Origin of the sequence: Amycolatopsis ruanii (genome assembly GCF_003385175.1) — a bacterium.
Taxonomy (GTDB): Bacteria; Actinomycetota; Actinomycetes; order Mycobacteriales; family Pseudonocardiaceae; genus Amycolatopsis_E; species Amycolatopsis_E thermalba.
On sequence record NZ_PQHY01000123.1, the window covers coordinates 1 to 12,157 of the forward strand.

11 protein-coding genes are annotated in these 12,157 nt (G+C 75.2%); 5 read left to right on the plus strand and 6 right to left on the minus strand.

Annotation, left to right across the window (positions count from 1 at the left end):
• Positions 1-384: 384 nt before the first annotated feature.
• From D0D28_RS34125 to D0D28_RS34140, 4 genes are read right to left on the minus strand one after another with little or no spacing between them, the layout of a single operon-like run.
• Positions 385-1,098: an ESX secretion-associated protein EspG gene (locus D0D28_RS34125; protein ID WP_116115293.1), complete on the minus strand. Its 714-nt coding sequence runs from the start codon at positions 1,096-1,098 to the stop codon at positions 385-387.
• Positions 1,095-1,652, minus strand: coding sequence for a PE-PGRS family protein (locus D0D28_RS34130; RefSeq protein ID WP_094005919.1), 558 nt, complete (start codon positions 1,650-1,652; stop codon positions 1,095-1,097). Before D0D28_RS34130 ends, D0D28_RS34125 begins: the two co-directional genes overlap by 4 nt.
• Positions 1,653-1,661: 9 nt before the next feature.
• Positions 1,662-2,192: a DUF3558 family protein gene (locus D0D28_RS34135; RefSeq protein ID WP_116115295.1), complete on the minus strand. Its 531-nt coding sequence runs from the start codon at positions 2,190-2,192 to the stop codon at positions 1,662-1,664.
• Between the two features lie 4 nt (positions 2,193-2,196).
• Positions 2,197-2,547 carry a hypothetical protein gene (locus D0D28_RS34140; protein ID WP_094005917.1) on the minus strand — a complete coding sequence of 117 codons (351 nt, stop codon included), beginning with the start codon at positions 2,545-2,547 and terminating at the stop codon, positions 2,197-2,199.
• Between the two features lie 248 nt (positions 2,548-2,795).
• Here D0D28_RS34140 and D0D28_RS34145 point away from each other — a divergent pair, with 248 nt between their 5' ends.
• From D0D28_RS34145 to D0D28_RS34155, 3 genes are all read left to right on the plus strand, one after another.
• Positions 2,796-3,884 carry an AAA family ATPase gene (locus tag D0D28_RS34145; RefSeq protein ID WP_162830725.1) on the plus strand — a complete coding sequence of 363 codons (1,089 nt, stop codon included), beginning with the start codon at positions 2,796-2,798 and terminating at the stop codon, positions 3,882-3,884.
• Positions 3,885-3,890: 6 nt separating this feature from the next.
• Positions 3,891-5,165, plus strand: a complete 1,275-nt coding sequence (locus tag D0D28_RS34150; protein WP_116115297.1) for a DUF58 domain-containing protein — start codon at positions 3,891-3,893, stop codon at positions 5,163-5,165.
• A 61-nt stretch (positions 5,166-5,226) separates the two neighbouring features.
• Entirely contained in the window at positions 5,227-7,722 is a 2,496-nt protein-coding gene (locus tag D0D28_RS34155; protein WP_116115299.1) for a transglutaminase TgpA family protein, read from the plus strand.
• Here D0D28_RS34155 and D0D28_RS34160 read toward each other — a convergent pair.
• Positions 7,719-9,173: an alpha-amylase family glycosyl hydrolase gene (locus tag D0D28_RS34160; RefSeq protein ID WP_116115301.1), complete on the minus strand. Its 1,455-nt coding sequence runs from the start codon at positions 9,171-9,173 to the stop codon at positions 7,719-7,721. The two genes, D0D28_RS34155 and D0D28_RS34160, sit on opposite strands and share 4 nt — an antisense overlap.
• Positions 9,170-10,309 carry an MFS transporter gene (locus tag D0D28_RS34165; RefSeq protein ID WP_116115303.1) on the minus strand — a complete coding sequence of 380 codons (1,140 nt, stop codon included), beginning with the start codon at positions 10,307-10,309 and terminating at the stop codon, positions 9,170-9,172. The genes D0D28_RS34160 and D0D28_RS34165 overlap by 4 nt, the downstream gene beginning before the upstream one ends.
• Positions 10,310-10,339: 30 nt before the next feature.
• Here D0D28_RS34165 and D0D28_RS34170 point away from each other — a divergent pair, with 30 nt between their 5' ends.
• Positions 10,340-11,377: a LacI family DNA-binding transcriptional regulator gene (locus D0D28_RS34170; protein WP_240323465.1), complete on the plus strand. Its 1,038-nt coding sequence runs from the start codon at positions 10,340-10,342 to the stop codon at positions 11,375-11,377.
• 71 nt (positions 11,378-11,448) lie between these two features.
• Positions 11,449-11,919, plus strand: a complete 471-nt coding sequence (locus tag D0D28_RS34175) for a MarR family winged helix-turn-helix transcriptional regulator (protein ID WP_233157299.1) — start codon at positions 11,449-11,451, stop codon at positions 11,917-11,919.
• Positions 11,920-12,157 lie beyond the last annotated feature (238 nt).

Below are 12,157 nucleotides of genomic sequence, written 5' to 3' on the forward strand. Positions count from 1 at the left end.
GGGTGGAAGTGGGGGCGGCGGTGGTGGAAGGTGGGGAGCCGGTGCGCGCGCCGGACACCCCGCACAGCGGGACGCTCGCCGCCGGCCCGAGGTCGCCCGCCAGGAAACCCACCTCCCTCGCGAACGCGGAACTCGCGCGCCGGAACGCAGAACTCGCGAGCGGGAACGCAGAACTCGCGAGCGGAACTCGCGGAGCGGCGAGTCCCACGCTCAGGCCCGCGAGTTCCACGCTCAGGCCCGCGAGTTCCACGCTCAGGCCCGCGAGTCCCACGCTCAGGCCGGCGAGTTCTGCGCTCAGGCCGGCGAGTTCCGCGCTCAGGCCGCGGGGGTAGTGGTGGGTGCCGCGAGCCGCAGCGCCGAACAGTGCGAGCCGCGAGCGGCGGCTCAGTCGAGCAGCTCCGCGAGCCGGGCCGCCACCTTGGCCGAGCCGGCGGGCACCACGTTCACCCACGGCGCTCCCCCGCGCCCCGGTTCCACCGTGCCCAGGTACGCGCCCTGGTCGGTGCGGAACCAGCTCACGCCGCCCACCCGGCGCAGCCGTCCGCCCTCGCGGACGCGCACCGTGAACTGCCCCGCCCCGAGCACCGGCCGGGACTGGATCGCGCGCACCTCGTCCACCTGCCGCGCGGCCGCCCGCGAAGCACCACCGCCGGACAGGGCGTCGGCCGGGAGGCTGACTCCGTAGCCCGGCCCGGGCTCCAGCGGGGGCAGCAGGTCGACCACCGCGGTGCAGACCTCCGTGTCGCGGATCCCGGACAGCCCGATCGTCCGGCTCGGCTGCGCCGCCAGCACGCCCCGCCTGCCGCCGGCCGCGGCCACCGCCCGGAACGGCACCTCCGCCTGCACGTCGGCCAGGGCCTCGCACTCGACGTAGACCTCCGCGGTCGCCAGCGTCGCCAGCCGGGACTCCAGCGCGGGGTCCAGCCGGTCTGCGTCGCGCAACCCCCGCTCGGCCAGGTTCGCGTGCACCGCGCGGCGGATCTCGGCGCGCTCGGCCTCGGTCGCGCCGACACTGCGCACCTCCAGCGGCGCCGGCACCCGGGCGTGCCCGAGGTCGTGCCACAGGACGTCGAACGCGGACGCCGACACCCGGATCACGGCTGCCCCAGCTCCGGCGGCTCGTCGAAGAACCGGCCCGGCACCGACTCGCGCAGGGCCGCGTCGCGCGCGTTGAGCACGTCGATCGCCTTCTGCCGGGCCTCCTCGGCGGCCGCCCGCCGCTGTTCCATCGCGTCCGACAGCCCGGCCAGCGCCAGGAAGTTCCCGCTCGCCGCGGCCTCCCGGATCATCGCGGCCGGGTCGTAGGGCACCGGCGGCGGCATCTCGTCCCGCGCCCGCGCGGCGATCCCGGCCTGGCGGCCGACCGCGTCGGACAGCGTCATCGACAGCTCGGTGGCGTGCCCGGACCAGCTCTCGGCCTTCGCCAGCGTCTTGCGCAGCGCCTCCCCCGCCGGGCCCTGGAACGCCTCGCCCGCCCGCTCGGCGATCGTGCCCAGCGCCTGCGCCGACTCGCGCAGCCGCGCGGCCAGCCCCGCCCACTGCTCACCGATCCGGCCCGCGGTGGCCGGGTCGTTGCCGTCGGCGACCTCGGCCGCCATCGCCTCGTGGCTGTAGGACTCGTACCGCGTCGTCGGCTCGGGCACCTGGTTCACGCCGGCTCCTCAGGGCAGTTTCGGCTCGATCAGCCGGGCCACGGTGTCGGCCCGCTCGCACGCGAGCGGGGTGTCCGCGAAGCCCGTGTTGGTCACGTCCACCTGCACGCTGGCCTCCTGGCCGACGCCGAGCAGGACCGCGCACGTGCCGTCCCCGGCGCGGCGGTCGGACACCCGGAAACCCCGGTGCGCGCCGACGGTCACGCGCTTGCCGGTGCCCTTGTCGATCTCCAGCGACGCCAGCGGCGCGTCCTCGGCGAGCGTGACGGTGACACCGAAGGTGCCCGGTTCGGTCCAGTCGCAGGCCCGGGCGGTGCCGATGGTCTTCTCCTCGCCCAGCGAGGTCAGCCCGGCGGTGGAGCGGTCGGTCGCGGACAGCAGCTCGCACGGCTTCAGCGCGGCCAGCCCGGCCGGTGACGGCGGCGCGCACGGCGCCGGGGCGGAGCTGGACAGGACGGGCGCCGCGGGCGGCGGCGGAACCGGCTGCCCGCACGCGGCGAGCAGCGCGCCGGCGGCGAGCACCAGGACCGCACCGCGCATCCGCTCAGCCACCGCTGCAGTCGACGCCCTCGGCGGCGTCGTCGTCGCTGTCGGAGTACCGCTTCAGCGCGCGGCGGATGTTCGTCTTCAGCGTCTCCAGCTCCTGGCCGAACCGGATCAGCGAATCGGCGGCCGAACCGGGGCCGCCCAGGCCGTAGCGGGCCATGAACTCGCCGACCTCACCGGCGTACCCGCCGCCCAGCGGCACGGTGCGGCCCAGCACGCGGGCCTCCCGCACCATCTCGCCGACGACGTCCTGCAGCTGACTGATCTGCTGATAGGCCCCGGCCGCCAGCTCGGGCGAGACCGCGAACGCCCCCGCGTTCACGTTCAGGCCACTGTGCGTGTCGGTCATCGGTTCTGTTCGCACCTCTCGGTAGCCGACCGGTTCCGCAACGCAGCATAGCGTCCGAATCGAATTCAGGGTTCTTCGACCGACTTGGCCGGGGTTTGACACACTGGATGCCAGGCTGGGTGCCGGGGCGGGCCACCGCGCGCGTCGCCCGTCCCCGGCTGTGAGATCCTTCCGCGCCGCGGCGCGGTTCAGGCGGGCCGCACCCGTGTTCCGGTTTTGAAAAATGGGCTTCGGCACCAGGAGGTCGAGTGACGTCGAGGACACAGCCTGCATCGTCCGGGGAGTTCACCGGCGAGCAGGCGCCCGGGCAAGCGCCGTACCACCCGTCCGGTGCGAGCCCGGCACACGGCCTGCCGATCAGCCACAACGGCCACGGTGAGCTGCACGAGACCATGCGCCGCATCGCGGGCAACGTCGAGCGGGTGCTCGTCGGCAAGCCCGAGGTGGTGCGCGTCGCGCTGGTGACGCTCCTGGCCGAGGGCCACCTGCTGGTCGAGGACGTGCCGGGCGTCGGCAAGACGTCGCTGGCGAAGGCGCTGGCCCGGTCGATCGACTGCACGGTCAGCCGCATCCAGTTCACGCCCGACCTGCTGCCCAGCGACGTCACCGGCGTGTCCATCTACAACCGGCAGACCGGCGGGTTCGAGTTCCGGCCCGGCCCGGTGTTCGCCAACATCGTGGTGGGCGACGAGATCAACCGCGCGTCGCCGAAGACCCAGTCGGCGCTGCTGGAGTGCATGGAGGAGAAGCAGGTCACGGTCGACACCACGACCTACCGCCTGGACGACCCCTTCATGGTCATCGCCACCCAGAACCCGATCGAGATGGAGGGCACCTACGCGCTGCCCGAGGCGCAGCGCGACCGGTTCACCGCGCGCGTGTCGATCGGCTACCCCGACCAGCAGGCCGAGCTGGCCATGGTCGACGAGCACGCCGGCCACGACCCGCTGGCCGATCTGCAGCCGGTGTCCGACGCGGCCACCCTCAACCGGCTGATCCAGCAGGTCCGCGCGGTGCACATGGCGCCGGAGGTGCGCAAGTACGCGGTCGACCTGGTCGCCGCGACGCGCCAGGTGCCGGAGATCCGGCTGGGCGCCTCACCGCGGGCCACGCTGCAGCTGGTCCGCTCGGCGCGCGCCCAGGCCGCGCTGTCCGGCCGCGACTTCGTCGTCCCGGACGACCTGCACGCCGTCGCCGTCCCGGTGCTCGCGCACCGGCTGGTGCTGACCACCGAGGCGCACGCGGCCCGCCGCTCCGCCACCGACGTGGTCCGCGCGGTGCTGCACCGGGTGCCGGTGCCCCAGGGCGGTCACCCGCAGACCGCCGGCCGCCGGTAGCCGGCCGTGTTCCGCTCGCTGTCCGGGCTGACCACGCGGGGGCGGTGCCTGCTCGCCGCCGGCGTGGCGGCCGCCGTGTGCGCGGTGGTGCTCAACGAGCGCGACCTGCTGCGGGTCGCGGTGTTCGTGGTGGCGCTGGCGCTGCTGATCGCCCTGTTCATCGCGGCGTCGCGGGTGCGCATCGGCGCGTCCCGCACGCTGCTGCCCGATCGGGTCTCGGCCGGTTCGGCGGGCGAGGTGGAGCTGGCGCTGTGGCGCAACGGCAAGCTGCCCGCCGGTGAGGTGCTGCTCGAGGACGGGGTGCCCTACGCGCTGGGGTCGCGGCCGCGGTTCGTCGTGGAGCGGCTGCCGCACGGGCGGGTCATCGCGCTGCGGTACCCGATCCAGCCGATGATGCGCGGGATCCAGCAGGTCGGGCCGCTGCGCGCGACGCTGACCGACCCGTTCGGGCTGTGCGAGTTCGACCGCGAGCTGATCGCGCACTCGCGGCTGGTCGTGGTGCCGAAGGTGGTGTCGCTGTGGGGGCTGCCCAGCGGCGCCGGGATCGGCGCGGGCGACGACGGCAGCGTGCGGCTGCACGCCGGCCAGGGCGAGACCGACGTGATCGTGCGGCAGTACCGCCAGGGCGACGACCTGCGCAAGGTGCACTGGCGCTCGACCGCGCGGCGCGACGAGATCATGGTGCGGGTCGAGGAGCGGCCGTGGCGCGGGGGGACGACCGTCCTGCTCGACCACCGGGCCGCGGCGCACCACGGGACCGGCCCGGCCGCGAGCCTGGAGTGGGCGATCTCGTTCGCCGCGAGCGTGTGCGTGCACGTGCGGCGGGCCGGGCACCGCGTCCGCCTGGTCACCGAGCACGGCAAGCCGCTGGCCGACGTGCCCGGCGACGGCGGCGAGGGCTACGACAACGTGCTGCTGGACGCGCTGGCCGCGCTGCAGCCGGCGCACCAGCGGGACCTGACGACGGGTCATGATCCGGCCGAGGGGCAGGAGCTGATCGCGATCCTGGGGACGGTGTCGAACCAGGCGGTGACGGAGCTGGCGCGGTTCCGGCCGCGGGGCATCCGCAGCCTGGCGGTGCTGCTGGACACCCCGGCGTGGTCCGGGGGCGTGAGCGCGCCCGAGCACCGCGCGGCGGCGACCGAGGAGTCGGCGGCCCTGCTGCGCGCGTCCGGCTGGGGCGTCGTGGTGGCCGGCCCGACCTCCCCGATGCCCCAGGTCTGGGGCGATCTGTGCCGCACGGCCGCGGGGCGGGGCACCCTGATCGGGGGTGCGCTGTGAGCGTGGCGCCGTCGCCGACCACCGGCCGGGCACCCGGCCACCTGAACTCCGGGGGAACGCAGTGACCACGCTGGCCGGCCGTCCGCCGCGTCCCGGGCAGCAGCCCGACGCCCCGCCGCCGGGGCGGCCGGAGCTGCACCGGCCGACGCAGCGCGTCGTGGAGCCGCCGCCGCAGTGGCGGGGCTCGGTCCTCGCGCCGATCGCCGCCGGCCTGGCCACCCTGTGCGCCTCCACCTCGCTGACCGGCGTCGTGGGCGAGGCCGGCTGGCTCGGGTACGTCACGGTGGCCGTCGTGCTCGTCGCCGCCACCGGGCTCGCGCTGCGGACCATCCGCACGCCGACCGCCGTGGTCGGGCTGGCCCAGCTCGTCGTGCTGTTGCTGCTGATCACCGGCGTGTTCACCGGCAGCGGCATCCTCGGCGTGATCCCCGGCCCGGCCGCGTTCAGCGAGATCAACGGTGTCCTCACCGCGGCGTTCGAGCAGATCCGCACGGGCCTGCCGCCGGTCGAGGCGACCCCGCCGATCCTGTGCCTGGTGACCATCGCGATCGGCCTGGTCGCGGTGCTCGTGGACACCCTCGCGGTCGCCGCGTCCGCGCCCGCCGCCACCGGCCTGGTGCTGCTGTGCGTCTACGCGGTGCCCGCCTCGCTGGCCGACGACATGCTCCCGTGGTGGACGTTCCTGCTCGGCGCGGCGGCCTTCGCGGGCCTGCTCGCCGTCGACGGCAACCACCGGCACCGCCGCTGGCGCAACCGCGACTCCGGCCTCGGCAATGCGCCGGCCGCCGCGTCCGCACCGGTGGCCGTGGTCGCGGTCGCCGTGGTCCTGGGACTGGTCGCGGGCACCGCGATCACCGCGGTCGGCACCGTCGGGCGCCTGCCCGGCAGCGGCCGCAGCGGCGCGGGCGCCGGGTCCGGCGGGCTGGGCGTCAACCCGTTCACCTCGCTGCGCGGCATGCTCGACCAGGGCAGCACGGTCGACCTCTTCCGCGTCCGCGGCCTGGGCAACGACAAGCGCCTGCTGCGCGCGTTCACGCTGGACACCTACCGGCCCAACCGCGGATGGAGCCTCCCGGACGGCCCGATGCCGGCCGGTTTCCCGGCCAACCAGCCGCTGCCGGCCGCGCCCGGTGACGACGGCTCCGGCGAGGCGCGCCAGATCCAGATCGAGCCGCTGAACTGGGTCGACGTGTGGATGCCGGTGTACGGGCAGCTGCGCGGCCTGCAGGGTGTGTCGCAGGGCTGGTACTACGACCCGACCAGCGGCGCGGTCTTCAGCGAGCGCAAGCAGCGCATCCCCGCCTACGTGGAGACCGCGTCCCTGGCCGAGCCGACGAAGGAGGAGCTGGAGTCGGCCAGCACGCGCGGCGGCGACATCCCGGCGAGCTACAGCCAGATCACCGGCGTCGACCCGCGCGTGGTCAGCCTCGCCCAGGACCTCGCGGCGGGCGCGGCCACCGACTTCGACCGGGCGAGCGCGATCTGGCGGTACTTCAGCGCCGAGAACGGGTTCACCTACGACACCGAGACGGCCGCCGCGACCGACAGCGACGCGCTGGCCGACTTCCTCCTCAACGGCAAGCGCGGCTTCTGCGAGCAGTTCGCCTCCGCGATGGCCGTGATGCTGCGGGTGCTGAACATCCCGTCGCGGGTGGCGGTCGGGTTCACCTCCGGCTACGCCGACGGCGACTCGCGCATGATCACCTCGCAGGACGCGCACGCGTGGGTCGAGGTGTACTTCCACGACCTGGGCTGGGTCAGCTTCGACCCGACCCCGCGCTCCGACGGCCGCGGCTATGTCCCGCCCTACCTGCAGTCCGGCGCCACCTCCAGCGGGTCCTCGGACTCGGAGGAGCAGGACGTGCCGAGCGTGTCCACCACGCGGGTCGCGCCCACCGGTGTCCCCGAGACGCAGGGCAGCGCCGCCAACCCGGGTGGCACGCAGGCCGCGCCGGCCGGTTCGGCGCCGGGGTGGACCGGGTGGACCGCGCTGGTGCTGGTGCTGATCGCGCTGGCCCTGACCGCGGGCGCGTTTTTCGCGATCCGCAAGTTCCGCGGGCGGACGGCGTCCTGGCTGCCGCTGGCCGCGGCCGGGGCGTGGCTGGTCGCCGTGGTGCTCACCGCGTGGCTGGTGCACTGGGTGCTGGCCCTGGTGCTGTTGCTGGTCGCGGTGGCCGGGATGGCCCCGGCGGTGCTGCGGGAGATCCAGCGGCGGCGGCGCCTCACCGCGATCACGGCGCGCCGTCCGGGCGCGGCGGACGCGGCGTGGGCGGAGCTGATGGACGAGTGCGCCGACCGCGGCATCCCGATCCCGCCGAGCGACACGGTGCGGGCGGCGGCGCAGAAGATGGCGGTGCAGCACAACCTGGACGACGCCGGGAAGACCGACCTGCGCACCGTGGTCACCGAGGTGGAGCGCTCGTGGTACTCCCCCAGCCAGTCCACGGACGCCGATCTCGCCACCGCGTTCGAGGGGCTGCGCCGGAGCCTGCAGCGCAACGCCCCGATGTCCTGGCGCGGGCGGCTGTTCCCGCGCTCGGTGTTCCGCAAGCGCTAACCGGCGTCGAACACGGCGCCGGCGCCCGGGGCCAGCACGTCCCCAGTCGCCAGCAGCGGGCGGCCGCCGAAGCCGGGCGCGTGGGGCGTGTCGCCGAAGTTCAGCGCCACCAGGGTGCGTTCGCGGCCCGCCACCCGCAGGTAGGCGAGCACGCCGGGCGGCGCGTCCAGGAACACCTGGCTGCCGTGACGCAGTGAGGGCCGGGCGCGCCGCAGCGCCAGCAGCGCGCGGTACAGCGACAGCATCGACGCCGGGTCCCGACGCTCGACGGCCACGTTGAGGTGCTCGGCCGTGTCCCCCACCGGCAGCCACGGATCACCGGTGGTGAACCCGGCGCCGGGGCCGGCCTCGGACGGCGGCGCCCACGGCATCGGCGTGCGCTGCGGGTCGCGGCCGTTGCGGTCGGTGCCGGTCCCGGGTGGCAACGCGGTGTCCGGCAGGCCCAGTTCCTCGCCCTGGTACAGGAACGGCGTCCCCCGCAGGGTCAGCAGCAGCATCGCCGCCAGCCGCGCCCCGCCCGGGGACCAGCGGCTCGCGATCCGGGGCTCGTCGTGGTTGTTCAGGAACCACGCGGGCCACACGTCCGGCCCGGCCAGATCCAGGAACTCCTCCACGGTGCGCCGGATTCCCGTGGCGTCGCACGGCACCCGGGCGAACACGAAGTTGTGCGCCAGGTGCAGCTCGCCGGGCGCGAGGTAGGGCAGGATCCGGCGCTGGTCGAACTCCCAGACCTCCCCGATCACCGCCACGTCCGGGTAGCCGTCGGCGACCGCGCGCACCTCCCGCAGGTAGTCGTGCAGCGTCGGCCAGTCCTGGTGCCGCGACGGCTCGCCGGGCACGTTGTCGCGCAACGCCGGGTCCTTGCCGAGGCGGTTGATCGAGTCGAGCCGCACCCCGTCCACGCCCCGGTCCAGCCAGAACCGCAGCACGTCCAGCTGCGCGGCCCGCACCGCCGGATTGGCCCAGTCCAAGTCCGGTTGCTGCGGCAGGTGCGAGTGCAGGTACCACCGCCCCGCCCCGGGGTGCCACGTCCAGGCGGGGCTGCCCGGCGGGAACCCGGCGAGCCAGTTGTTCGGCGGCGCGGACCCGTCCCGCCACACGTAGAAGTCCGGGCGCGTGGTGAACCACGGGTGCCGGTCGCTGGTGTGGCCCAGCACGATGTCGAGGATCACCCGCAGGCCGTGCGCGTGCGCGGCGGCGATCAGGGCGTCGGCGTCCGCGCCGGTGCCGAAGACCGGGTCGACGGCGGTGTGGTCGCTGATGTCGTAGCCGAAGTCGAGCATCGGCGACCGGAAGAACGGTGAGATCCACAGGGCGTCCACGCCGAGCCACCGCAGGTACGGCAGTCGTTCGAGGATGCCCGGCAGGTCACCGACGCCGTCGCCGTCGCTGTCGGCGAAGCTGCGCGGGTAGACCTGGTAGATCACGGCGTCCTGCCACCACGGCCTCATGGCGTGCCCCGGAACGCGGCGGACCGCCGGACGATCAGCGTGGCGGCCAGCCCGCAGCCCGCCGCCAGCGCCACCGCGGCGGGCAGGGCGCCGTGGTCGAGGGCGGCGCCGCCGACCGCGGCGCCGGTGGCGATGCCGACCTGGAAGGCGACGATGTAGACCGCGGACGCCAGGTCCGGCTGGGCGGCCACCCGCAGGACCGCGGCCTGCAGCACCACGGCCATCCCGCCGGCCGGCACGGCCCACAGCACGACCGCGGCGCCCGCGACCACGCCGGAACCCGGGATCAGCAGCACGACCATGCACACCGCCAGGCCGCCGGTGACGACCAGGGCGGTGGCTCGCGGACGGCTGTCCACCCGCCGCCCGATCAGGACCAGGCCGAGCAGGCCGGCCGCGCCGTGCGCGAACAACAGGGCCGACGTCGCCGCCCCGGTGAGGTGGACCGAGTCGGCGATGATCGCGGTGATGTAGGTGAACGCGGCGAAGTGCCCGGTCACCACGACCAGCGTGGCGAGGTTGACCGGCAGCAGGGCCCGGCCGAGCGCGCCGCGGCGTGGCGCCGGCGGTCCGGCGGGGGTGGGCTCGACCGTCGCGCGGACCACCACCGCCGCCAGCGCGGCGGCGCCGGCCACCGCGAGGACCGTGGGCCGCCAGCCGATCGTCTCCCCGAGCCACGAGCTCAGCGGCAGCCCGAAGAGGAACGCCAGCGAGTTGCCGGCGAAGACGACCGCGGTGGCGCGGCCGGACCGGTCCGGTCCGAGCAGCCGGGCGGCCATCGGCGCGACCACCGACCAGAACACGCCGTGCCCGGCCGCCGCGACCAGCCGGGCGACCACCGCGACGGCGTACCCGGGTGCGAGCGCCAGCAGCAGGTTCGACACCGCGATGGCCGCGACCGTGACGAGCGCGGCCGTGCGGCGGTCCCAGCGGGCCGTCAGCGCGACCAGCGGCACCACCGAGACCGCGACCACGATCGCGTACCCGGTCATCAGCAGCCCGATGGCCGAGCCGGAGACGCCGAACCCGGCCGCGAACTGCGGCAGCAGGGCGACCGGCAGGTTCTCCGACGTCACGGACACGAAGCAGGCGGCGCTGAGCGCTCCGAGCGCGACACCCGTCCTCTGGATGCGCATTGTGTAACGATACACAGATAGGGTGGGGGCATGTCCAGCCCGGGATCGCCGCGCGTCACGATGGCCGAGGTGGCGCGCCGCAGCGGTGTCTCGCCGATGACGGTGTCGTACTGCTACAACCAGCCGGACCGGGTCGCGCCGGAGACGTTGCGCCGGGTCCGCGCGGTCGCCGCCGAGCTGGGCTACCGGGGGCCGGACCCGACCGCGCGGTCGCTGCGCCGCCGCCGCACCGGCACGATCGGGGTCGCGCTCGGCGAGCACCTCGCCTACGCCTTCGAGGACCCGCAGGCCCGGAGGTTCCTCACCGGGGTCGCCGAGGTCTGCCGGGAGCGCGGGACCGGGCTGAACCTGATTCCGACCACCGGGGAGGACACCGACGTCGAGCGGGTGACGTCGGCATCGGTGGACGGCTACATCGTGTGGACCACCGCCGACACCGATCCGGTGCTGCCCGTGGTGACCGGGCTGGGCAAGCCGGTCGCGGTGCACGGCGGCCCGGCCGTGCCCGGCGCCCGGGTGGTCACGATCGACAACCGGGCCTCGGCTCGCGAACTGGCGGCGCGCGTGTTCGCCGGTGCGGCCCGGCCGGCCGTGCTGAGCTTCCCGTTCGGGCGGGACCGCAGGGCGCGTCTGGAGACCGGGCCGGATCCGGAGAGCGTGGAGTTCCCGGTGACGCGCGAGCGGCTGCGCGGCATCGCCGGTCACTGCCGGGACGCGGGCTTCGACGCCGGGGCGATGCCGGTGGCCGTGGTGGCGCGCAACGACCGGGCCGAAGCCGCACCCCTGGCCGACGCGCTGCTGGACACCGGGGCCGACGCGGTGGTGGCGATGAGCGATCAGCTCGCGTTCGCCGTCCTGGACGCCGCCCGCCGCCGGGGGCTGCGCGTGCCGGCGGACGTGGCCGTCGCCGGGTGGGACGACGATCCGGACGCGGAGCGGGAGGGGCTCACCACGGTTGCGCAGTCCCTGTGCGAGCAGGGCCGGAGCTGCGCGCTGATCGCCCTGGGGGCCGACGCCCCGGGTGAGGCCCCGTGGTCGGTGGTCGTCCGCACCAGCACCAGACAGTAAGCATAAGCTTGTTATTTTCGGGGTGCTGCGTTGGCTTGACTGGGTGTTTATTAAGCTTTAGCGTGGCACCTGTGAACGATGCTTGCTGGGAGACCGCGGGAGCCGTGCGGTGGGCCGTGTCCCGTCTGGCGCAGCGGCTGCGTGCCGAGACCGGGCGGACCGGGCTGACGCGGCTGGAGACGTCGGTGCTGGCGAACCTGCGGCACGGCGGCCCGCTGACGCCGACCGCGCTGGCGGACGTCGAGGGGCTGCAGCCGCAGTCGCTCACCCGGACGATCAACGCCCTCGACGAGGCCGGACTGGTCGAACGATCGCGCGACGACCGGGACCGCCGCCAGCAGACGATCAGGCTCACCGCCCAGGGGCGGGCCGCCCTGGACGACCACGTGCGCGACGGCAACGCCTGGCTGGCCGAGGCGCTGCGCACGGAGCTGACCCCCGCCGAACGCGACGTGCTGCGCATCGCGGCGGACCTGATGACACGCCTCGCGGGCGAGGGAAAGCCAGGGTCCTCCCTCCCCGGCGCGGCGGCGCCGCAATGACCCCAACGGACCACGGCGTACCGATCCCGTGCCCGCGAGAAGCCCGCCACCTACGCACCCGGCACCCCACGAGCACGGCTCGCCGCACACCACGACCAGCGCGGCACCCCACCGAGCACCACAGCCCACCCGGCGCCCGCCGCACGCCACAGCTCACCCGGCGCCCCCCACACGCCACGCGCCACCGGCCACCCCACCGAGCACCACGGCCCACCCGGCGCTCGCCGCACGCCAGGGC